This is a genomic window from Bradyrhizobium sp. CSS354, from assembly GCF_029051725.1.
Taxonomy (GTDB): domain Bacteria; phylum Pseudomonadota; class Alphaproteobacteria; order Rhizobiales; family Xanthobacteraceae; genus Bradyrhizobium.
The window spans coordinates 107,825-129,614 of the sequence record NZ_JAACFU010000015.1; the positions used below are offsets into that span (position 1 = coordinate 107,825).

The 21,790-nt window shown below is 64.2% G+C and carries 18 protein-coding genes; 7 read left to right on the forward strand and 11 right to left on the reverse strand.

The window, feature by feature from the left end; all coding sequences use genetic code 11:
- Positions 1-21: 21 nt before the first annotated feature.
- Entirely contained in the window at positions 22-960 is a 939-nt protein-coding gene (locus GWG67_RS29050; protein ID WP_275172750.1) for a lysozyme inhibitor LprI family protein, read from the reverse strand.
- A gap of 214 nt (positions 961-1,174) precedes the next feature.
- Positions 1,175-1,486, reverse strand: coding sequence for a 50S ribosomal protein L28 (gene rpmB, locus GWG67_RS29055; protein ID WP_026232426.1), 312 nt, complete (start codon positions 1,484-1,486; stop codon positions 1,175-1,177).
- 714 nt (positions 1,487-2,200) lie between these two features.
- Between rpmB and GWG67_RS29060 the strand changes: the two genes are divergently transcribed.
- From GWG67_RS29060 to GWG67_RS29080, 5 genes are all read left to right on the forward strand, one after another.
- Complete coding sequence (locus tag GWG67_RS29060) at positions 2,201-3,010, forward strand: DUF3108 domain-containing protein (RefSeq protein ID WP_027515177.1); 810 nt, start codon at positions 2,201-2,203, stop codon at positions 3,008-3,010.
- A 759-nt stretch (positions 3,011-3,769) separates the two neighbouring features.
- Complete coding sequence (locus tag GWG67_RS29065; protein ID WP_275172751.1) at positions 3,770-7,192, forward strand: helicase-related protein; 3,423 nt, start codon at positions 3,770-3,772, stop codon at positions 7,190-7,192.
- Positions 7,193-7,276: 84 nt separating this feature from the next.
- On the forward strand, positions 7,277-7,546 hold the full coding sequence (locus GWG67_RS29070; protein ID WP_081747864.1) for an RNA-binding S4 domain-containing protein: 270 nt from the start codon (positions 7,277-7,279) through the stop codon (positions 7,544-7,546).
- A 132-nt stretch (positions 7,547-7,678) separates the two neighbouring features.
- Entirely contained in the window at positions 7,679-8,017 is a 339-nt protein-coding gene (fdxA, locus tag GWG67_RS29075; RefSeq protein ID WP_275172752.1) for a ferredoxin FdxA, read from the forward strand.
- Positions 8,018-8,361: 344 nt separating this feature from the next.
- Entirely contained in the window at positions 8,362-9,204 is an 843-nt protein-coding gene (locus GWG67_RS29080) for a CarD family transcriptional regulator (protein WP_275172753.1), read from the forward strand.
- A gap of 182 nt (positions 9,205-9,386) precedes the next feature.
- Here the strand turns inward: GWG67_RS29080 and GWG67_RS29085 are convergent, their stop codons facing one another.
- Genes GWG67_RS29085 through cyoA form a run of 7 tightly spaced genes read right to left on the reverse strand, consistent with a single transcriptional unit; the run spans position 9,387 to position 16,291 of the window.
- Positions 9,387-9,920: a response regulator transcription factor gene (locus GWG67_RS29085; RefSeq protein ID WP_275172754.1), complete on the reverse strand. Its 534-nt coding sequence runs from the start codon at positions 9,918-9,920 to the stop codon at positions 9,387-9,389.
- Positions 9,910-11,289 (reverse strand): ATP-binding protein, encoded by a 1,380-nt coding sequence (locus tag GWG67_RS29090; protein WP_275172755.1) that lies wholly within the window; start codon positions 11,287-11,289, stop codon positions 9,910-9,912. The genes GWG67_RS29085 and GWG67_RS29090 overlap by 11 nt, the downstream gene beginning before the upstream one ends.
- Positions 11,261-12,118, reverse strand: coding sequence for an SURF1 family protein (locus GWG67_RS29095; protein WP_275172756.1), 858 nt, complete (start codon positions 12,116-12,118; stop codon positions 11,261-11,263). The genes GWG67_RS29090 and GWG67_RS29095 overlap by 29 nt, the downstream gene beginning before the upstream one ends.
- Positions 12,115-12,495: a cytochrome o ubiquinol oxidase subunit IV gene (cyoD, locus tag GWG67_RS29100; RefSeq protein ID WP_275172757.1), complete on the reverse strand. Its 381-nt coding sequence runs from the start codon at positions 12,493-12,495 to the stop codon at positions 12,115-12,117. Before cyoD ends, GWG67_RS29095 begins: the two co-directional genes overlap by 4 nt.
- Complete coding sequence (cyoC, locus tag GWG67_RS29105) at positions 12,492-13,121, reverse strand: cytochrome o ubiquinol oxidase subunit III (protein ID WP_007604612.1); 630 nt, start codon at positions 13,119-13,121, stop codon at positions 12,492-12,494. The genes cyoD and cyoC overlap by 4 nt, the downstream gene beginning before the upstream one ends.
- A complete protein-coding gene (cyoB, locus tag GWG67_RS29110; protein WP_275172758.1) occupies positions 13,122-15,119 on the reverse strand; it encodes a cytochrome o ubiquinol oxidase subunit I in 1,998 nt (665 codons plus the stop codon). It abuts the gene before it with no gap.
- Positions 15,120-15,130: 11 nt separating this feature from the next.
- Positions 15,131-16,291, reverse strand: coding sequence for a ubiquinol oxidase subunit II (cyoA, locus tag GWG67_RS29115; RefSeq protein ID WP_275172759.1), 1,161 nt, complete (start codon positions 16,289-16,291; stop codon positions 15,131-15,133).
- 182 nt (positions 16,292-16,473) lie between these two features.
- Between cyoA and GWG67_RS29120 the strand changes: the two genes are divergently transcribed.
- Positions 16,474-17,799 (forward strand): MFS transporter, encoded by a 1,326-nt coding sequence (locus tag GWG67_RS29120; protein ID WP_275172760.1) that lies wholly within the window; start codon positions 16,474-16,476, stop codon positions 17,797-17,799.
- A gap of 122 nt (positions 17,800-17,921) precedes the next feature.
- Here the strand turns inward: GWG67_RS29120 and GWG67_RS29125 are convergent, their stop codons facing one another.
- Both GWG67_RS29125 and GWG67_RS29130 read right to left on the reverse strand, forming a co-directional pair.
- The gene (locus GWG67_RS29125) at positions 17,922-19,313 is read right to left on the reverse strand and encodes a M48 family metalloprotease (RefSeq protein ID WP_275172804.1); all 1,392 of its coding nucleotides are present in this window, start codon (positions 19,311-19,313) and stop codon (positions 17,922-17,924) included.
- Positions 19,314-19,447: 134 nt separating this feature from the next.
- Entirely contained in the window at positions 19,448-20,293 is an 846-nt protein-coding gene (locus GWG67_RS29130; RefSeq protein ID WP_275172761.1) for a thermonuclease family protein, read from the reverse strand.
- Positions 20,294-20,500: 207 nt separating this feature from the next.
- Here GWG67_RS29130 and GWG67_RS29135 point away from each other — a divergent pair, with 207 nt between their 5' ends.
- The gene (locus GWG67_RS29135) at positions 20,501-21,706 is read left to right on the forward strand and encodes an ABC transporter substrate-binding protein (protein ID WP_275172762.1); all 1,206 of its coding nucleotides are present in this window, start codon (positions 20,501-20,503) and stop codon (positions 21,704-21,706) included.
- Positions 21,707-21,790 lie beyond the last annotated feature (84 nt).

The window sequence follows — 21,790 nt, forward strand, 5'->3', positions numbered from 1 at the left end:
TTGCGATCGGCTCGATGGCGTTCAAACTTTCCAGCCAATCACAATGCCGTCTTCCAAATAGATACGATTCTGAAATCGGTTCTTGCCGGTTTGGCCATACTTCCACGTTTCCTTGGTTCGCGTTCGTATGATCTCACGTCCGATGCCCGCTGGACGGCCCCGGGATTCGGTTAGCTGTTCTGCCGTCATCCCTTGCCATACCTCGCGAGCAATTATTCGAGCGGCTTCCTGAGGGCCGTATTTCTTGGTCAAATGTCGACGCCGCCAAACGTAGCGGACTATCCTAACGGCGAGGAACGCGCCGATAAGGAAAGCGAAGCCGACGATCAATGAGGATCCATCATCGTTGGAGGCGACTGTCGATTTTTGAGAGCCGGAGGAGCTAGCGGCGGGGCTATTTGAGATTTTCTTCGTCGCGATCTCCGAACCCGATTGCGTTGGCGCCAGTGAACTAGAATTGGCGGCTTGCGGCGCGGGACTCTGTTCGGGATTAGATGTAGCGAATTTGTTGATCGCAGTGATACGCGACCTCGTCGCGTCCAGAATGCACGACCAGGTCAAATTGCCCGTGACCGAGGAGCAGGTCGTTTCTCGTTGCGTCAGCCAGTTTCGCTGGCTCTCTAATAAAGCTTGGCGATCTTTCGAGATTCTCAGCGCTTGTTGATAGGTGCGTCCCATGAACGCATCCCATTGAGCTAAGGTGACGTCGCCGCATATAGCGCGATCCACGGGTGACTTAACAACTCGACAGTCAAAGCTTGGGTTGGGCTGACTCGCCGGCGTCTGTTGTGAGGGGATTGTTGATCGGACTTCCGGAAGGATGCCGGTCTCTAAGCAGTCAACACGTTGGTTGACGTCTGCAATCGCTAGACAGTGACGTGCGATTGCATTTTGATCTTGCGAAATAGCACTAGTGTTGAGCGCGGTCAGGAGCGCCGCTCCCCCGATAACTGAACACACAATTGCGTGGTGTCGCAGTCTGCTCGTAGCCCGCCCCCGCCTAGCAACTTTTGCTTGTAGTTTGTTCTACCTTATCCAAAAGGATGGGGCGCGAAACAGCCTACTTTCGTACCTCCAAAACAAAACGGCCGGATCTTCCGATCCGGCCGTCACGTAAAACTTGATCCGGCTAAGCTACGCCTCGCGACGCAAGCCCTCGCCCAATCCGAAATTCTTAGCTCGCCTTCTTCTCCGGCGCCGGCGTCGGGCCGACCTTCTTCTGGATGGCGCGCTTCAGCTCGAGGGCGCGCGGCGACAGCACGGCGGCCTTGGCCTTGAGCAGGAAGGGATCGAGGCCGCCATTGTGGTCGACGCTCTTGATGGCGTTGGTGGAGACGCGCAGGCGCACGTTGCGGCCCAGCGCTTCGCTGATGAAGGTCACGTTGACCAGGTTCGGCAGGAAGCGGCGCTTGGTCTTGATGTTGGAGTGGCTGACCGTGTGGCCGACCTGGGGGCCCTTGGCCGTCAATTCGCAGCGGCGAGACATGGCAAAATCCTCAATCTTTCCCAACGATGTGCGGCCGCCATTCGGGGCGCCACGGGCAAATTCTCTGTCCTTGCAGGGAGCGGGCGGACGTATAGGGGGGAAGCGGCGGGACGTCAAGGCGACGGGCCGTTTTTGGCCCGTCGTTCCCCCATTGCGCGCTTGCGCAATGTGGGCGCGCGAGAGCGCGAAACCGGGATCTCGAGCGGCATAAAGCGGTGTCATCGCCCGGCTTGCCGCCTTCGCTGAAGCTTCGGCGGGCCGAGCACCCGTGTGGCGTAGCCTTGGCGGAGCCGGGACCGGGCGATCCAGTACGCCGAGACGGCGCGGCTGACCAGAGGGGCCGCGGCGTACTGGATACCCCGGTCAAGCCGGGGCATGACAGGGGAATGGGAGGAGAGAGGTGCGCGCTTCTGACCCGCCCCGATCACCAAAACGGCAATGATTATCGCGCCTTACCATCACATAAAGGGCGTATTCGCGCCCGAAGAGTGCAATGGAGTTCCGGACGCGGACAGGCCCGGACACATTGCTTGGCGCGGTTTTTGGCTTAAGTAACAACCGTTCGCGCCCCGATTGGATTGTTTCGTGCTCACAACGCCTCATCTTGCGCCAAGTCTGCGTCCAAATGAGCTGCGCCCAAATGAGCTGCGCTCAGCGGAGCGGCGCGCAAGGAATCCGCGCGTAAGTCATCCGCGCTCTGCCGGCCGGTGGGTCATGGCGGCCCTTTTCGGGCTGGTCTTGGCGTGGGCGGCGGAGCCCGCGGCGGCGCAAGGCAAGCTCGAGGCGCAATACGAGGCGACGCTGGCGGGCATTCCCGTGGGTAAGGGCGCCTGGAACATCGACATCCAGGACGATGTGTTCGCGGCCGCGGCCTCCGGCGGCACCTCGGGGCTTTTGAAATCGTTCGCGGGCGGGTCCGGCACCGGCGCCTCGCAGGGCCGCGTGGTCAACGGCGCGCTGGTCGCGACCGGCTACCAGGCCTCCACCACCACCTCGAAGAAGACCGAAGAGATCCGCATCACGCTCGACAAGGGCAATGTGAAGGATTTTGCCATCCTGCCGGAGCCGCCGGTCGATCCCGACCGCATCGTCGTCACCGACGCCCATCGCCGCGGCGTCTGGGACCCGATGACGGCCTCGCTGGTGCGCGTATCCGGCACCGGCGACGTGCTGTCGGCGGACGCCTGCCACGGTAGCGCCGCCGTGTTCGACGGCCGCATGCGCTACGAGCTCAAGCTCGATTTCAAGCGCATGGAGAACGTCAAGGCGGAGAAGGGCTATCACGGCCAGGTCGTGGTCTGCTCGCTGTATTTCGTGCCCATCGCCGGCTACATCCCCGACCGCCCGGTGATCAAATATCTCGCCGCCCAGCGCAACATCGAGGTCGCGTTCGCGCCGATCGCCGGCACGCGCATCCTGGTCCCGTTCTGGCTGAAAGTGCCGACCCCGCTCGGGCCGGCCATGCTGGAAGCGACCAGCTTCATCACCAGCGCCCAGCCGCCCAAGGTCGCGAAGACGCAGTAGGCTTGGCGTAGCCCCCGCTGCCGTAGCCCGGATGGAGCGCAGCGTAATCCGGGGTTCTTTGCTTCGGCCCCCGCATTGCGCTCCGCTCCATGCGGGCTACGGACCTCACCTTTTGGCCGAAAATAAACACAAGCAATTTCAACAACATGCCTACTGTGCATGGGGTTGTTTTCGCACTTTTTGTTTGGGAGGGCTCCAGGGCCGGGAATCCATTTGACTCCTCCCCGATTCTGATTCGACTCCGCGCCGTCCCCAGCTTTAACGATTCCGCCATCGAAACGTCGCTTGTGCGGCGGGCCAAAACTCCATCTAGTGCGAGCCCATAAGCCTCCCGCGACATCTTGCGTGAACGGAACAGGACTCAAGGGGGAGTCAGCGATTCGGCCGCGATTCGTTCTCAACTCGTTCCGAAGCTTAAAGCCAACGGGAAAAGCGTCGCAAAGTGAGACAGTTGCGCGGGATCTGGGGAGGATGCTCCCACACTCTCGGTGTCATCGCCCGGCTTGACCGGGCGATCCAGTACGCCGAGGCGTCTGTGGTTGAGCGGAGAAGCCGCGGCGTACGGGATGCCCCGGTCCCGGCTCCGCCAAGGCTACGCCGAGGCCCACACCGGTGTTCGGCCCGCCGAAGCTTCAGCGAAGGCGGCAAGCCGGGGCATGACGGCGGAGAAGCCGCAGCCAGGTGACTTCCAGGCGCTTCGCACCACAGCCCCAAAACAGCACTGACATTCGCCCCAATCGCCATTACCTAATCCCCCAGATGCCTTTTTCCTCCTCCCCCTTCGCTTCCGAGCGGCTTCCCGGCGCCGGCGTCACTGCGGTGCTTGGTCCCACCAACACCGGCAAGACCCATCTCGCCATCGAGCGGATGCTCGCGCATCCCTCCGGCATGATCGGGCTGCCGCTGCGCCTGCTGGCGCGCGAGGTCTACAACAAGATCGCCGCGCGGGTCGGCCCCGATGCCGTCGCGCTTGTGACCGGCGAGGAGAAGATCAAGCCGAAATCGCCGCGCTACTGGGTCTCGACCGTCGAGGCGATGCCGCGGGATCTCGACGTCTCGTTCCTCGCCGTCGACGAGGTGCAGATCGCGTCTGATCTGGAGCGCGGCCACGTCTTCACCGACCGCATCCTCAACCGCCGCGGCCGCGACGAGACGCTGCTGCTGGGCGCTGCGACCATGCGACCGATCATCGAGCGGCTGCTGCCGGGCGTCTCCATGATCACGCGGCCGCGTTTGTCGCAGCTGGAATTCGCCGGCGACCGCAAGATCACGCGGCAGCCGCGCCGCACCGCCATCGTCGCCTTCTCGGCCGACGAGGTCTACGCCATCGCCGAGCTGATCCGCCGCCAGCATGGCGGCGCCGCCGTGGTGCTGGGCTCGCTGTCACCGCGCACCCGCAATGCGCAGGTCGCGATGTTCCAGAACGGCGAGGTCGATTATCTCGTCGCCACCGACGCCGTCGGCATGGGCCTCAATCTCGACGTCGACCACGTCGCCTTTGCCTCCGACCGCAAGTTCGACGGCTACCAGTTCCGCCGCCTGACGCCGTCCGAATTCGGCCAGATCGCCGGCCGCGCCGGCCGCGCCACCCGCAACGGCACCTTCGGCACCACCGGCCGCTGCGCGCCGTTCGAGCCCGAGCTCGTCAGTGCGCTCCAGAACCACACCTTCGATCCCGTGAAGGTTTTGCAATGGCGCAATTCGAAGCTGGATTTCGCTTCGCTCGGCGCGCTCCAGGTCTCGCTGAACCTGGCCCCGGGCCACGAGGCGCTGACGCGCGCGCCGATCGCCGAGGACATGCGCGTGCTCGACCACGCCGCCCGCGACGCCGAGGTGCGCGACGTCGCGCATGGCAAGGACGCCGTGGAACGGCTGTGGGAGGCCTGCCAGGTCCCGGATTATCGAAAGCTGTCGCCGGCCGCCCATGCCGAGCTGGTCACGACGCTGTACGGCTTTCTGATGCGGAAGGGATGCATCCCCGACGCCTGGTTCAGGACGCAGATCGACCAGGCCGACCGCGTCGACGGCGATATCGACACGCTGTCGGCCCGGATCGCGCAGATTCGCACCTGGACCTTCGTCGCCAACCGTCCCGACTGGCTGAAAGACCCGGAACGCTGGCAGGGGATCGCCCGCGAGGTCGAAAATAAATTATCGGATGCGCTCCATGAACGCTTGACTGAGCGTTTCGTTGATCGCCGGACCAGTGTATTGATGCGCCGCCTGCGGGAGAACACGAGCTTGAATACGGAAATCGGCAAGACCGGCGAAGTCATCGTCGAAGGCCATGTCATCGGCCGTCTCGATGGCTTCACCTTTGCACCGGATGCGGCGGAAGCCGGCTCCGATGCGAAAGCGTTGCAGGCTGCAGCGCAGGCCGTGCTCGCCGGCGAGATCAACGCGCGCGCCGAAAAACTGGGCAATGCGCCGGACGAGCAGTTCGTGCTGACCTCGGAAGGCATCATTCGCTGGACCGGCGATGCCGTGGCGCGGCTGTCTGCCGCAGAGGACGCGCTGCATCCGCGTATCCGCATCATCTCCGACGAACGCCTCACGGGCGCCCCCCGCGACAAGGTGCAGGCCCGCCTCGACCTCTGGCTCAAGACGCATATCGAAAAGCTGCTCGGGCCGCTGTTCGAGCTCAGCAAGGCCGAGGACGTCACCGGCATCGCCCGCGGCATAGCCTATCAGCTCGTCGAGGCGCTCGGCGTGCTGGAGCGCCCGAAGATCGCCAACGAGCTGAAGGATCTGGACCAGCCCTCGCGCGCGACCTTGCGCAAATACGGCGTCCGCTTCGGCGCCTATCACCTCTATTTCCCCGGCCTGCTGAAGCCGGCGGGGCGAGCGCTGGCCGCGCTGCTGTGGGCGCTGAAGCAGGACAATGTGGATCCCTCCGCGCTGTCGGGCGCGCAGCATCTGGCGAGCTCCGGCCGCACCTCGTTCCCGGTCGACAAGCAGCTGCCGCGCGATGCCTATCGCGTGCTCGGCTACAAGCAGGCCGGCGAGCGCGCCGTCCGCGTCGACATCCTGGAGCGCCTGGCCGATCTGATCCGTCCGGCGCTGGCCTGGCGCGAGAACGCGTCCGGCGAAAAGCCCGCCGGTGCATTCGACGGCCGCAGTTTTGTCGTGACGCAGGCGATGACGTCGCTCACCGGTTCGGCCGGCGAAGATTTTGCCTCCGTGCTGCGCGCGCTCGGCTATCGCATGGACAAGCGTCCGCCGCTGCCGGCGAAGCCGGTTGTTGCGGCTGTTGCCGAGGCGCCTGCTGCTGACGCGGCTGCTGCTGACGCCTCCAGCGAAGAGACGCCCGCAACCGAAACGCCGGTCGAGGACGCCGCAGCGCCTGCGGACACCGCGATCGAAGCCGCCGCCGAGCCTGTGACCGTCGAAGACGCGCCAGGGATGGAGCAGCACGACGAGCCCGCGCAGGATGAGCCGGTGCTTGAGGCTTCCGTCACGCCGGAAGACGCTCCCGGCATCGCGCCACCGGAGGAAGAAGCTGCAGTCTCCGCTGAGGCCGCCGCTCCTGCTGAAGCCGCTCCCGCCGAAACCGCATCTGCCGAGACTGCTGCAGCCGAAGCCGCGGCGTCGGCCGATGCGGCAGCACCCGTGGAGGCCGCGGCCACGCCCGCCGAGCCCGAGCTCATCGAGGTCTGGCGTCCCGCCGGCCGTCACGATGATCGCAAGCCGCGCCACGAGCGCCATCGCAACCAGCGTCATCACCAGCCGCGTCCGCAGGCGACTGCTGAAGCAGGCGCCGCGCCTGCCGAAGGCGAAGCTGCGCCGGCCGCCGACGGCGAGAAGCGCGGTGAGCGTCATCGCCATGGCGGTCATCGTCGCGATGGTGGCAGAGACTTCCGCAAGCCGCGCGAAGGTGGCGCCGAAGCCGCGCCGCGCCCCGAGGGCCGCGACGACAAGAACCGCCGCTTCGAGGGCAAGAATGGCGGCAACAAGGACCGCGACAAGGATCGCAACAAGGGCAAGTTCGGCGGCGATCGCGACAAGGGCCGCGACAACCGCGGACGCGACCGCGACAAGGGCCGCGACCGCCAGGGCGGACCGTCGCTGCGCCCCTACGCATCGAGCGCCACCCCGCGCGAACGCGATCGTCCGGTCGATCCGAACTCGCCGTTCGCGAAGCTCGCTGCGCTGAAGGAGCAGCTGTCAGGGCGTAAGGAGTAGCGTAGCGTTTTCAAGCGAAGTGCGGAGCGGTTCGCGTGAAGAAAACGCGTCAGAAGGATTAGAGTCACGACCGAGCGGCAGCGCATCGACAAATGGCTGTGGCACGCGCGGGTGGTGAAGGCGCGCACCTCCGCTGCCGAGCTTGTCGAGTCCGGCCATGTTCGCGTCAACGGCGCACGCGAGAAATCGCCGGGGCATGCGATCAAGATCGGCGACGTGCTCACCGTTGCGCTCGATCGCACCGTGCGCGTCTTGAAAGTCATCGCCTTCAACGAGCGCCGCGGCGACGCCGCCTCGGCCCGTGTGCTCTACGAAGAGCTGAGCGAAGGCCATCCGAATTCTCAGCGCAATTAATTGCGCTTTGAATTCATTTCTTGGTCGATCAAGCGCATAAAGCCGTCATGATCGGCCGTTCCTGAGCTTGCGGCGCCGGGCCATCCGCGCTACGCAAGCCGCGACTTTTAAAAGAGCTTTTCGGAGCGTTGGATGACTTACGTCGTCACTGAAGCGTGCATCAAGTGCAAGTACACCGACTGCGTCGAGGTCTGCCCGGTCGATTGTTTCTACGAGGGCGAGAACATGCTCGTCATCCATCCTGACGAGTGCATCGACTGCGGCGTGTGCGAGCCGGAATGCCCCGCCGATGCCATCAAGCCGGACACGGAACCGGGCCTGGAAAAGTGGCTCACCGTCAACGCCGACTATGCCAAGAGCTGGCCGAACATCACCCAGAAGAAAGAATCACCTGCCGACGCCAAGGATTTCGATGGCATGGAGGGCAAGTTCGACAAGTATTTCTCGCCGAACCCCGGCTCCGGCGACTAATTCGGGTCAAACTTAACCCTATTAGCGGCGTAACCGCTGAAAACCAGCCCTTAAGACCCCTAAATCATTGATTTTTGCGGGAAATGTGCTATATTGGGCACATTGAGCCGAACCCTGGTTAGCCCCGTCGGCCCCGTTGGGTTCCCGTGAAACCAAATGTCGAACAGGGGCGTGGCAGTTTCCGCGCGCAGGCTGTGTCACAGAAGACGCGTAAAAAGAGTACTTCAGCGAAGGCTTCCCATAAGGACGCCAAGAAAGTCGCCGCGGCCAGCCGTAGCGCATCCAAGGGTCGGACCGCGACGAAGGCGCCGGCTGCAAAGTCCTCGAAGAACAAAAGAAGCGCAATGCCTCACAAGACTGCCAAGCCGGCCGCGAAAGCGACCGTTGCCAAGCCTGTTGCCGCCAAGCCTGCCGCCAAGCCCGCTGTTGCCAAGGCTCCCGCTGCCAAGGCTCAAGCTGCCAAGCCCGCCGCGCCGAAGGCTCCTGTTGCGGCTGCTCCTGCCAAGGCTCCTGTCGCTGTCGCCAAGCCGGCCGTGAAGCCCGCGGCTGCTGCGCCGAAGGTCGAGGAAAAGAAGGTCGTGACCCAGCGTCAGGGCTTCAAGGCCAACGAATTTGTCGTCTATCCCGCTCACGGCGTCGGCCAGATTCTGGCCATCGAGGAGCAGGAGATCGCCGGCGCGAAGCTCGAGCTGTTCGTCATCAACTTCATCAAGGACAAGATGACGCTCCGCGTGCCGACCGCTAAGGTCGCCAATGTCGGCATGCGCAAGCTGTCGGAGCCCGCGCTGGTGAAGCGTGCGCTCGAGACACTGAAGGGCCGTGCCCGCGTCAAGCGCACCATGTGGTCGCGCCGCGCCCAGGAATACGAAGCGAAGATCAATTCGGGCGACATCGTCGCAATCGCGGAAGTCGTGCGCGACCTCTATCGCTCCGAGTCGCAACCCGAGCAGTCCTACAGCGAACGCCAGCTCTATGAAGCCGCGCTCGACCGTCTCTCCCGCGAGATCGCGGTGGTGCAGCACTCGACCGAGACCGAAGCGGTCAAGGAGATCGAGGCCCAGCTCGCCAAGAGCCCGCGCCGCACCGGCGCCAAGTCCGAAGCCGCCGAAGGCGAGGCCGATACGGACGCCGAGGGCGATAGCGACGAGACCGATGGCGGCGCCACGGTCGCCGACGAGGCCGCGTAAGCGTCTCGCGCGTCGATCGCAACAGGTCAAAAGCCCGGCCGTTTGGCCGGGCTTTTTGTTTTGGGCGCCGGATGATCTTGCTCGGTCCGTAGGGTGGGCTAGCCGAAGGCGTAACCCACCATGCTGCCGCAAAGAAGTGGTGGGTTATGCTTCGCTAACCCACCCTACAAAGTTGACCAACCTCACTTCACCGGCCGCTTCTCGAGCTTCCGCGCCAGCGTCCGACGGTGCATCCCGAGCCGTCTTGCCGCTTCCGAGATGTTGAAATCGGTCTCGATCAGGGTCTGGTGGATGCGTTCCCATTCCAGCGTCTTGATCGATGTCGGCCGGCTGTCGAGCGCGACCTCGGCATTGCCTGCGGCCTTGTTGAAGGCGGCCTCGATGTCGTCGGTATTCGACGGCTTTGCCAGATAGTGGCATGCGCCGAGCTTGATGGCCTCGACCGCGGTGGAGATGCTGGCAAAGCCCGTCAGCACCACGATCAACATCTCCGGATCGTGCGTATGCAAAAGCTCGACGCAGGCCAGCCCCGAGGCGCCGCCGAGCTTGAGATCGACGACGGCATAGCCGAACGATCGCTCCTCCAGGACCTTCCGCACGTCCTCGATCGAGGCGGCGAGCACGACCTCGTAGTCGCGGCGCTCGAACGAACGCTTCAGGGTGCGGGCGAAGCCGGCATCGTCCTCGACGACGATGAGCGAACGGTCAAGCGTCAAAGCTGCCTCCGATCGCGAGCGTTGCGAGCGGCAGCGTGAGGCGGACCGTGGCGCCGCGCTTCCTGTGGTTCTCGGCGGTCACGCTGCCCCCTAACTTGCGCACCACGTTCACCACCAGGAACAGGCCGAGCCCGCCGCCGGCGCGGCCCTTGCTCGACTGATAGGGTTTTCCGATTTGTGCCAGCATCTCCGGTGCAAAGCCGGGGCCGCGATCGCTGATCGACAGCACGAGATTATCGCCCTCGCGCCCGGCAACGAGCTCGACCCAGTCGCGCGAGACCTCGTAGGCGTTGTCGAGCACGTTGAAGATCACCTGCTTCAGCGCGACGTCCGAGACGATCGCGACGTCATCGCCGAAGGTGTTTACGAAGTACAGCGTGCGCGCCGAGCGCGCGTCGCGCCACTCTTCCACCAGCGCGGTGACGAAAGCCGCCACCGTCGTCGGCGACGATCCTTCGCCGCGGGCTTCGCCCGCCGACACCAGGATGCCTGTCACGATCGACTTGCAACGTTGCAGCGAGGTCTCCATCTCCGCGAGGTCCTCGGCCAGCTCCTGATCGGCGGCGAGGTGGGGCATGCGGCGCCAATCGCCGAGAATGACCGAGAGCGAGGCGAGCGGCGTGCCGAGCTCGTGAGCCGCGCCGGAGGCGAGCAGGCCCATGCGCACGATATGATCCTGCTCGGCGGCATGCTGCCGCAGCGCCGCCAGATGCGCGTCCCGCTCGCGCAAATTCCTGTTGATGCGGGTGACGAACACCACCAGCAGCACGGCATTGAGCACGAAACCCAGTAGCATACCGGCCACCGTGAGCGTGTAGGTCTCGCTCAGCGGGTTCGGCGGCAGATCGAGCGGCCGGTAGGCGACGGTCAGCCAGACGAAGCTCGCGCAGGTCAACGCGACCAGCGACCAGGTCGAGCGGCCATCGAGCAGCACCGCGCCCAGCGTCACCTGGAGCAGGAACAGCGAGGTGAAAGGATTGGTAGCGCCGCCGCTGAGGTAAAGCTGCGCGGTCAGCGCGGCGACATCCAGCATGAGGGCGACCAGCAGCTCGTTGTTGGTGATCGCGGCGCGATGGCGCACCCAGACGAGGCTGGAGATGTTGAGAAATATCAGTGCGCCGATCACCGCGCCCATGCGGGTGAGGGGCAGGGGAATGCCGAGCCAGACATGCACGCCGCCGATGGTCACGATCTGGCCGACCACTGCGGTCCAGCGCAGCTGGATCAGCAGCGCCATGTTCTTACGGTTGGTCTCGTCGTCGGTCGGCGCAGCGCCGATCAGCTCGCTGCGCGCGTCCGCCTGCGATTGCAGCGTGACGGCGCCATGCGTTCTTCCGTCGTCAGGTGGGCTCGACGATCGTTCCAGCATCTGATCCCGTCCTGCGGGCGACAGCATCGGAGCCGCCGGCCGCTTCGTGGACGAAGCCGCTCCAGGGCTTCTTGCGGCGGAATAGCCCGCCGCCGAATGTGACGATAAGTCTGCCGGCCAGCATGAAAGCCAGGGCAAACCACGTCAGCGCGTAGATCAGGTGGTTATTGGGAAAGCTGATCACGGTCAATCCGCCGATTGGGCCGTTGCCGGATTGTGATCTCTCGGCGTCGATGAAGAAGGGCGCGAAATGGTCGAGGCCGCGTGCCGCCGCAATCGCGGCGACATCCCGCGAGTACCACCGATTGTGTTCAGGCACGTTGGTTCTGAGGAATCCGCCCTTTGGCTCCGTCACGCGCAAGAGGCCGGTGATCTCGACCGGGCCTTGCGGATTGCCGTCCCGGCGCGTCGAGGCGTCGCGCCGGTCGGAGGGCACGAAGCCGCGGTTGACCAGGATCAGCGTGCCGTCGTCGCGCCTGAGCGGTGTCAACACCCAATAGCCCGGGCCATCTTCGGTGACGGCCTGAACCAGCGTCTCGCGGTCATGCAGGAAACGGCCGCTGACGCTGACGTGCCTGTATTCGTCGCTTGCGGCGGAGACGGTCGGCCATGCCGCCGGCGAGGGGATCGGCTGGGCCCGAGCATGAACGCGCTGCTCGACGCGATCGATCAGCGCCAGCTTCCAGGCCCGGCGCTCGATCTGCCAGACGCCGAGCGCGATCAGAAGCGCGAAGGCCGCGAGCGAGAGGACCGCGAGCCACGAGGACGGGCGCGCAGCGTCGCCGCGGGCTCCGTTTGCCTTGCTCGTCACGGTCCGGATTTCGTTCATTTCATCCCGGTCATCTGGTGGATCGGCATCATGTTGCTGTTGAGGTGGTTCATCACCCACAGCGAACCGGACAGCGCGATCACCACCATGACGATGGTGAAGATCAGCGCCATCATGCTCCAGCCGTTTTCGGACGTCGTGTTCATGTGCAGGAAGTAGATCATGTGCACGACGATCTGCACCACCGCGAAGGCCATGATGACGAGCGCGGTGATCTGCTTGCTCGGAAGCGCGCCGCTCATCACCAGCCAGAACGGGATCGCGGTGAGCACGACCGAGAGCACGAAGCCGAGCATGTAGGTCGAGAACGAGCCGTGAGCGTGGCCATCGCCATGGTGGTGATCGTCCGCGTGGGCGGCGTGAGTATCGGTGTTCATCGCAGAACTCCCAGGAGATAGACGAAGGTGAAGACGCCGATCCAGACCACGTCCAGGAAGTGCCAGAACATCGACAGGCACATCAGGCGGCGGCGGTTGGCCTCGATCAGGCCGAACTTCCAGACCTGCACCATCAGGGTCACCAGCCAGATCAGGCCGCAGGAGACGTGCAGGCCGTGGGTGCCGACCAGGGTGAAGAAGGCGGACAGGAAGGCGCTGCGCTGCGGCGTCGCGCCTTCATGGATCATGTGGGCGAACTCCGACAGTTCGATGCCGATGAAGGCGGCGCCGAACAGCCCGGTGATCGCCAGCCACATCTGGGTCTGCGCGATCTTGTTCTGCTGCATCGTCAGCATCGCAAAGCCATACGTGATCGACGACAGCAGCAGCATCGAGGTGTTCACCGCGACCAGCGGCAGCTCGAACAGATCCTTCGGCGCCGGCCCGGCGGCGTAATTGCCGCCGAGCACGCCGAAGGTGGCGAACAGGATCGCGAAGATGAGACAGTCGCTCATCAGATAGATCCAGAAGCCCAGCGAGGTGCTGTAGCCTTCCGGATGCGGGTGTTCGTCGGCGAGGTAGAACACCGGTTCGCCGGTTTGCGTGGGATTGACAGCGACAGTCATTTACTTGGCTCCGGCGAGCAGTTTGGTGCGCGCGTCTTCGGCCCGGATGACGTCGTCGGCCGGAATGTCGAAATCGCGGTGATAGTTGAAGGTGTGACCGATGCCGACGGCGAGCATCGCGATGAAGCTCGCGGCCGCCAGCCACCAGATGTACCAGATCAGGCCGAAGCCCATCGCGGTGGCAAGGCCGGCAAGGATGATGCCGGTGCCGGTGCTGCTGGGCATGTGGATCGGCTTGAACCCAAGGAGCGGGCGCTGATAGCCGCGCTTCTTCATGTCCCACCACGCGTCATTGTCGTGAACGACGGGGGTGAAAGCGAAGTTGTAGGCCGGCGGCGGCGAGGAGGTCGCCCATTCCAGCGTGCGCGCATCCCAGGGATCGCCGGTGACGTCCTTGAGCTGCTCGCGCCTGAGGAAGCTGACCGCGAACTGGATCAGCATCGAGAGGATGCCGAGGAAGACCAGGAAAGCTCCGATGCCGGCCACGATGAACCAGATCTGCAGGCTCGGGTCGTCGAACACACGTAGCCGGCGGGTCACGCCCATCAGGCCGAGCACATAGAGCGGCATGAAGGCGAGGTAGAAGCCCGTGACCCAGAACCAGAATGACAGCTTGCCCCAGAACGGGTCGAGCTTGAAGCCGAACGCCTTCGGGAACCAGTAGCCGATGCCGGCGAACGCGCCGAACACGACGCCGCCGATGATCACGTTGTGGAAGTGCGCGATCAGGAACAGGCTGTTGTGCAGGACGAAGTCGGCTGGCGGCACCGCGAGCAACACGCCGGTCATGCCGCCGAGCACGAAGGTCAGCATGAACGCGATCGTCCACATCATCGGCAGCTCGAAGCGGATGCGGCCGCGATACATCGTGAACAGCCAGTTGAACATCTTCGCCCCCGTCGGGATCGAGATGATCATCGTGGTGATGCCGAAGAAGGAGTTGACGCTGGCGCCCGACCCCATCGTGAAGAAGTGGTGCAGCCAGACCAGGTAGGACAGGATCGTGATGACCACCGTGGCGTAGACCATCGAGGTGTAGCCGAACAGCCGCTTGCCCGAGAAGGTCGAGGTCACTTCCGAGAAGATGCCGAAGGCGGGGAGAACCAGGATGTAGACCTCGGGATGACCCCAGATCCAGATCAGGTTCACGTACATCATCGGGCTGCCGCCGAAATCGTTCGTGAAGAAGTTTGTGCCGACGTAGCGGTCGAGCGAAAGCAGCGCGAGCACGACGGTCAGAACCGGGAAGGAAGCGACGATCAGCACGTTGGTGCAGAGCGCGGTCCAGGTGAACACCGGCATCCGCATCATGGTCATGCCCGGGCACCGCAGCTTGACGATGGTGCAGATCAGGTTGATGCCGGACAGTGTCGTCCCGACGCCCGCGACCTGCAGCCCCCATATGTAATAGTCGACGCCGACATCCGGACTGTAGCCGATGTTCGACAGCGGCGGATAAGCGAGCCAGCCGGTGCGGGCGAATTCGCCGATGAACAGCGAAGCCATCACCAGCACCGCGCCGCCGACCGTCATCCAGAAGCTGAAATTGTTCAGGAACGGGAACGACACGTCGCGCGCACCGATCTGGAGCGGCACGACGAAGTTCATCAGGCCGGTAACCAGCGGCATCGCCACGAAGAAGATCATGATCACGCCGTGGGCGGTGAAGACCTGGTCGTAGTGATGCGAGTTGAGATAGCCCTCCGAGCCGCCGAAGGCGAGCGCCTGCTGCAACCGCATCATCAGCGCGTCGGCGAAGCCGCGCAGCAGCATCACGATGCCGAGGATCATGTACATGATGCCGATGCGCTTGTGGTCGACGCTGGTGAACCACTCGCTCCAGAGATAACCCCAGACGCGGAAATAGGTCAGGCCGGCGACCATGATGAGGCCGCCGGTTGCAACCACGGCAAAGGTGCCGACGACGATCGGCTCGTGCAGCGGCAGCGATTCGAAGGTGAGCCGGCCGAAGATGAGCTTGAGAAGATCAGGAGACATGCGGGATCTCTTTACGAATCTGACTTCGGACGTTGTCCGAGGAAGAAGGACGAGGACTTCAGCGGCGTGAAAGTCGGCCGCTTCAGGCCGGCGCCGAGCAGCGGCGCGGTGTCGAGAGGTGCCGTGATGGAGGCGGTGGTCCTGCCCTGCGGCGCCTCGGGCGTGCAGGTGCCGGCGACGAAGGTCGGCTCCGGCCCAAGCGCCGTGCCGCGGCGGGCGTATTTGTCGTAGGCCAGTGACAGGGTGTTGTTCAGGCCCTCGTGGCCGAGGCCGCCCTTGGCGTCGATCGCCATCATCTCGCTCTGGCACATCTTTCCGGTCTCGACGCACATGTTGAGGATCAGGCGGTAGAGATCGGAATCGATCGTGCCGTAGCGCCGCACCGGCTCGTTCTGGCTGGGCTTTTCGAGTTGGAGATATTCGGCACGCCCGAGCGAGCCGCCGCCGGACTTGGCGCTGGCGATCCAGGCGTCAAAGTCCTTGTCGTCGAGACCCTGGAAGTTGAAGTGCATGCCGGAGAAGCCGGCGCCGCTGTAGTTCGCCGAAAAGCCCCGGTAGGTGCCGGCGTGGTTCACGACGGCGTGGAGCTTGGTCTCCATGCCCGGCATCGCGTAGATCTGGCCGGCCAGCGCGGGGATGTAGAACGAATTCATCACCGAGGACGCTGTGATGCGGAAGTTGATGGGACGATCGACCGGAGCTGCCAGATCGTTGACGGTGGCGATGCCGTAGTCCGGATAGATAAAGAGCCACTTCCAGTCGAGCGCGACGACGTCGACCTCGAGCGGGGCCTTTGACTGGTCCACGGCGCGGTCGGCATGGATGCGGCCGAGCGTGCGATAGGGGTCCAGCAGATGCGTACCCATCCAGGTCAGCGCGCCCAGGCAAACGATAATCAGAAGCGGCGCCGACCAGATCACCAGCTCGAGGCTGGTCGAGTGGTCCCATTCCGGCTCGTACCGGGCGTCGGTGTTGGACTGGCGGTAGCGCCAGGCGAACAGCACCGTCAGCGCCATCACGGGCACGACAATCAAGAGCATCAGGACGGTGGAAATGATGACGAGGTCGCGCTGTTGCGCCGCGATATCGCCGGCCGGCGCCAGCACGACGTAGTTGCAGCCGCTGAGCGCAACCGCCAGGGGTAGCAGCGCCAGAATCTTGAAACGGGACACGGGCCGAGCCTTATGAGAATGAGTTTCCTTTGCGGGCCCAAGGGGTAGCTGCGGCGCAGCAATCGGGACATTGGACAATTTGTCCAATGTTGCAGTGCGGGATGTTGCGCCAGACAGGCTTGGATTGCCTGGCGCCTTGCCGGGCGGTCGGCTTTGGTTTTCAGGACGTTAAGGGCGCACGAATGGCGATGGCACAGACCCCCGCAATGGCAGACCACTCGGGCGAGCACGGCCACGACCAGGCCAGTCCCGGCGAGATCGCTATCGGCGTCATCATCGGCCGCACCTCGGAATTCTTCGACTTCTTCGTCTTCGCGATCGCCTCGGTGATCGTCTTCCCGCGCCTGGTATTTCCGTTCACGAGCGAACTGACCGGCACCCTCTATTCCTTCATGATCTTCGCGCTGGCCTTCATGGCGCGGCCGATCGGCACCGTCATTTTCATGACGGTCGACCGCGAATACGGCAAGACGGCCAAGCTGATCTCGGCGCTGTTCCTGCTCGGCACCGCCACCGTCGCGATCGCGTTCCTGCCCGGCTATCACGAGATCGGCGTTGCCGCGATCTGGCTGCTGGCGCTGGCGCGCATCGCACAGGGTCTGGCCTGGGGCGGCGCCTGGGACGGCATGGCCTCGCTGCTGGCGCTGAACGCGCCGCCTTCGAAGCGCGGCTGGTACGCGATGGTGCCGCAGCTTGGCGCGCCGCTCGGTCTGATCGTGGCGAGCGGGCTGTTCGCCTATTTCGCCGGGAATCTCTCGGCCGACGATTTCTTCGATTGGGGCTGGCGCTATCCGTTCTTCGTCGCCTTTGCCATCAACGTCGTGGCGCTGTTCGCGCGGCTGCGCATGGTGACGACGGAAGAATATGCCTCGCTGTTCGAGACCCGCGAATTGCAGCCCTCGCGCATCTCCGAGACCGTGGCGCGCGAAGGCCAGAACATCATGCTCGGTGCGTTTGCACCGCTGGCAAGCTTCGCGCTGTTTCACATGGTCACGGTGTTTCCACTGTCCTGGGTGTTCCTGTTCACCCGCGAAAGCCCGGTGCGCTTCCTGATCATCGAGATCGTCGCCGCCGTGTTCGGCGTCGGCGCGATCGTGCTCTCCGGCGTCATCGCCGATCGCGTCGGCCGCAAGTCGTTGCTGATGGGATCGGCGATCGCGATCGCGATCTACAGCGGCTTTGCCCCGCAGCTGCTCGATGCCGGCGCGTTCGGCGAGACCATCTACATGGTGATCGGGTTCATCCTGCTCGGTCTGTCGTTCGGCCAGTCGTCGGGTGCGATCGCCTCGAACTTCAAGCAGACGTATCGCTACACGGCTTCGGCGCTGACCTCCGACATGGCCTGGCTGTTCGGCGCCGGCTTTGCACCGCTGGTCGCTCTGTTGCTTGCGACCAATCTCGGCGTCATTGCCTCGGGTGCGTACCTGCTGTCGGGCGCGTTCTGGACCTTGCTCGCGCTATGGCTCAGCGGCCAGCGCGAGGCCGGCGATATGGACGCGGGGCGCTGATCGGGCGGAGCTTGTAGGGTGGGCAAAGGCGCGTAAGCGCCGTGCCCACCATCTATCAACAATCCTGATCGGGAATGGTGGGCACGCTTCGCTTTGCCCACCCTACGGCAGTTTAGCGTACGTCAATCCGCCACGACCTTAACACGATCGCGCACCTTTACCTGCGCGTTGCGATCGAGGCCGTTGAGGACGCGAAAACGCTCGGCCGGGTGATCGACGCCGGCCATGCGGTGGGAGAGCGATTCCACGGTGTCGCCGGGCTGCACGGTGATGACCTTGATGCGCAGCGGGCGCGCGGCCTGGATCTCGTCGAGCGTCAGGCGGCGGAATGAACCGACGGTCTCGCGCGCATTGCGCTCGCTCTCGGTCGACTTCTGCCGCGCCGCGAAGATGAAGCGGTAGACGTCGCTGCCGAAGCGCAGCGCATAGACCTTGAACTGCCACTGGTCGCCCTTGGCGGTGGCGGACGCAGCCGGAAAACCGTTGATGGTGATGTCCTCGGTGGAGGCCTTCTCGACACCCTCCATCCAGCCGGAATTCAGGTAATCGCCGAGCGACTGTTCGGCCGGCACCCGCACGACGTCGAAACGCATCGCCTGCGAGCCGCCGTCGCGCACGCCGATCACGGCCTGCGCGGTATTGTCCAGCGTAAAATTGTCCGGCGCCTGGAAGGTGAAGCCGAGCTTCGGATGCAGGAAGCGCCGGCCGCGGACAAATCCTTCGCTGGGATCTTCGCCGTAGACGAGATTGTCGATCGCGGCGAGATAGGTCTCGCGGTCGCGCTCGCCGCCCTCTGGCGCAGCGTATTGCCGCGCGATGGTCTGCGCGTTCTGCACGCGCTCGGGCGTTGCCGGATGCGACGAGGTGAAATCCTGCGCGCGCGGATCGAGCGAGGTCTTGCCGACCTTCAGCTCGGCATTGCGCTCCATCGCCGAGAGAAAGCGTGCGGCACCATAAGGGTCGAAACGGGCCTTGGCGGAAATCCCGACGCCGACACCGTCGGCCTCGAACTCCTGATTGCGCGAAAAGCTCGCCATGGTGAGCTTGGTCTTGGCGAGCGCGAGCGCGGTGAGATCGGGATCGTTGCTCATGTCGGTGACGACGCGGGTGACGATCGCGGCCTGGCGGGCCTGGTCCTCACGCATCGCGGCGTGCTTGGACAGCACATGCGCCATCTCGTGGCTGAGCACGGAGGACAATTCCGACGTGTCACTCGCGAGCGCAAGCAGACCGCGCGTGACATAGAGCTGGCCGTTCGGCAGCGCGAAGGCGTTCACCGCGCCGGAATTGAGAATCGTGACCCGGTAACCCTGGTCGGGGCGGTCGGACGCCGCGACCAGCCGGTCGACGGTCTTGCTGACGAGCGATTCGAGCCTGGGGTCGTCATAGGTACCGCCATAGCTCGCCAGGATGCGCTCGTGCTCCTTCTCGGTGGCGGGGGTCTGCGCGACGGCGGGCTTCGGCTTGGGCATCGCGACGGTCGGCGGCGCCGCCGCGGTCTGGAAGCGGCCCATATCGCCGCAACCGGCAAGGGCTGAACCGAGCACGAGGCATAGCGCAGCCGGCGCTGCCCGCAGGCGGCGGCGTTCACCTTGTCCGTGCCGTCCTAGCACCCCATTCACGTCGCTTAACCCGTGCCTGGCCCCTTTTAGGGCCTTACCCCTGTCGGCTCGTTTGCGCCCAGCAACTCGATTTGTCCCACGAGGCGTACATCGATACGCGGCCCCGTATTCCCCTCAGCCCAGCCCCGGACGCGAATACGTTTATTTTCCAGAGACTTAGGGGCGATCCCGGCGCTTTCGAACGCGGGTACCATGCGCTTTGAAATAGTCACGGCGAAGCCGCGTGTCCAGTTTCGTCCGAAGTTGAGGTAGGTCATTGCCCCAGCTTGCCGGACCGACAGGACTTTGCCTTCGACCACCACAAAACGCCCGATCCCCGCCAAAATATCGTCCGAACTTTCCGCGTTTTTTATGGCCGACGGGTCAGCCCAGCTGCCCTTTTTTTGGCGCCTCGCCTCAGCCTCCGACGTCATCAGGAGGGCCGCGCAGTCCTTATCGGCGATCTCGGCGGAGACGATGGCGTCGCCTTGGGCGAGGAGCGTCGCCTGCACGGAGATGTCGCTCTCGCCGACAAAGACCAGCGCGCCCTGGCGGCCATAGCGATCGGGCGTGTCGTCGGCACTGCGCAGGATCACGTCGCGACCGACGAGCAGCGCGGTCAGCGCCTGCTTCGTGGTCGCGGTCGGCTCGATGCCGGTCAGCCGAATTTCCCGGCCGTCATCGAGACGCAGACTGCGCGCATCGACCGCGGTGACGCGGCCTTCGCCTTGGGACTCGAACTGGCACGGGCTCGCGAATGCGTTCTGACTCGCGACGAGAAGGATTGCGATCAGGCGAAGCCGTTGTGTCACGTTGCCCGGTGAGGTTGCGTTGCGCGACAGTCTTAACTCAAGCGTGGCGTGCCGCGAAGAGGCTTCGTCAGGCTCAGTCATTGCGAGCGCAGCGAAGCAACGACGTGGAAGCAGTTGCCTGTACTTCGCCATTCCGCTTTGCGGAAAACATGCGCGCCAATCCTGTTCTCGTAGCGCAGCTTCGCTTGATGCGCTCTTGTGCATGCGGCATGATTGCGGCAACAGCTTTAACCAAGAGCAACAACCAAGCCGCCATCAGAGTACGGCGCGATAAGGGAGGTCTTTTCGATGAAGCATGTTTTGTCGGGCATTTTTGCTGCTGCGTTGGCGCTGAGTGCAAGCGCCGCGCAGGCCCAGGATAAACCGCCACTGAAGATCGGCGGCATCCTCGACATGTCGAGCCTGTATGCCGACATCACCGGCCCCGGCAGCGAGACCGCGGCCAAGATGGCCGTGGAGGACTTTGGCGGTGAGGTGCTCGGCCGCAAGATCCAGGTGCTGGCCGCCGACCATCAGAACAAGGCCGATCTCTCCGCCAACATCGCCCGCGACATGCTCGACAATCAGGGCGTCGAGATGATCTACGACGTCGCGGCCTCCGCGACCGCGCTCGCCGCCGGAGAGATCGCGAAAGCGCGCAACAAGATCATCATGTTCAACGGCCCGGGCTCGATCCGTCTCACCAACGAGGCCTGCGGTCCCTATACCATTCACTACGTGTTCGACACCTACGGCCAAGCCAATGTGACCGGCCTTGCGGCCGTGAAGTCGGGCCTCGACACCTGGTACTTCCTCACCGCTGACTACGCCTTCGGCCAGGATCTGGAGAAGGACACCAGCGCCGTCGTGACCAAGACTGGCGGCAAGGTGCTCGGCAGCGTGCGTCATCCGCTCAACACGTCGGATTTCTCGTCGTTCCTGCTCCAGGCCCAGGCCTCGAAAGCAAAGGTGATCGGGCTCGCGAACGCCGGCGGCGACACCGTCAACGCCATCAAGCAGGCGGCCGAGTTCGGCATCACCAAGGGCGGTCAGAAGGTCTCGCCGCTGCTCGCCTTCGTGACCGACATCGACTCGATCGGGCTCGAGACCGCGCAGGGCCTGTTGCTTGCGGAAGCCTTCTACTGGGATCTCAACGACGACACCCGCGCGTTCTCGAAGCGCTTCCAGGAGCGCATGAAGCGGCCGCCGACCTCGGCGCAGGCTGGCGTCTATTCGTCCGTGACGCACTACCTGAAAGCGGTGAAGGCGGCCGGCACGACCGACGCTGCGACGGTGATGAAAGTGATGAAGGAGACGCCGATCAACGACTTCTTCGCCAAGAACGGCAAGATCCGCGAGGACGGCCGCATGCTGCACGACATGTACCTGTTCGAGGTCAAGAAGCCGTCGGAATCCAAGGGCCGCTGGGATGACTACAAGCTGCTCGCCACCGTGCCGGGCAGCGAGGCGTTCCAGTCGCTGGAGCAGTCGCGCTGTCCGCTGGTGAAGAAGTGACGGCGTGACGTCAGTCACGACGTCATCCCCGGGCGCGAAGCGAACCCGGGACCTCGAGGTTCCGGGTTCTCGCTTCGCGAGCCC

What these genes read in the sequence shown, in the direction of transcription:
- GWG67_RS29090 (WP_275172755.1), bottom strand. Translation starts at nt 11,289, where the DNA reads ATGCTGGAACGATCGTCGAGCCCACCTGACGACGGAAGAACGCATGGC.
- GWG67_RS29065 (WP_275172751.1), top strand. Translation starts at nt 3,770, where the DNA reads ATGCCTTTTTCCTCCTCCCCCTTCGCTTCCGAGCGGCTTCCCGGCGCC.
- cyoC (WP_007604612.1), bottom strand. Translation starts at nt 13,121, where the DNA reads ATGACTGTCGCTGTCAATCCCACGCAAACCGGCGAACCGGTGTTCTAC.
- GWG67_RS29060 (WP_027515177.1), top strand. Translation starts at nt 2,201, where the DNA reads ATGGCGGCCCTTTTCGGGCTGGTCTTGGCGTGGGCGGCGGAGCCCGCG.
- GWG67_RS29095 (WP_275172756.1), bottom strand. Translation starts at nt 12,118, where the DNA reads ATGAACGAAATCCGGACCGTGACGAGCAAGGCAAACGGAGCCCGCGGC.
- GWG67_RS29080 (WP_275172753.1), top strand. Translation starts at nt 8,362, where the DNA reads ATGCCTCACAAGACTGCCAAGCCGGCCGCGAAAGCGACCGTTGCCAAG.
- GWG67_RS29120 (WP_275172760.1), top strand. Translation starts at nt 16,474, where the DNA reads ATGGCGATGGCACAGACCCCCGCAATGGCAGACCACTCGGGCGAGCAC.
- rpmB (WP_026232426.1), bottom strand. Translation starts at nt 1,486, where the DNA reads ATGTCTCGCCGCTGCGAATTGACGGCCAAGGGCCCCCAGGTCGGCCAC.
- GWG67_RS29135 (WP_275172762.1), top strand. Translation starts at nt 20,501, where the DNA reads ATGAAGCATGTTTTGTCGGGCATTTTTGCTGCTGCGTTGGCGCTGAGT.
- cyoD (WP_275172757.1), bottom strand. Translation starts at nt 12,495, where the DNA reads ATGAACACCGATACTCACGCCGCCCACGCGGACGATCACCACCATGGC.
- GWG67_RS29125 (WP_275172804.1), bottom strand. Translation starts at nt 19,313, where the DNA reads ATGGGCCGCTTCCAGACCGCGGCGGCGCCGCCGACCGTCGCGATGCCC.
- fdxA (WP_275172752.1), top strand. Translation starts at nt 7,679, where the DNA reads ATGACTTACGTCGTCACTGAAGCGTGCATCAAGTGCAAGTACACCGAC.
- GWG67_RS29130 (WP_275172761.1), bottom strand. Translation starts at nt 20,293, where the DNA reads ATGACTGAGCCTGACGAAGCCTCTTCGCGGCACGCCACGCTTGAGTTA.
- cyoB (WP_275172758.1), bottom strand. Translation starts at nt 15,119, where the DNA reads ATGTCTCCTGATCTTCTCAAGCTCATCTTCGGCCGGCTCACCTTCGAA.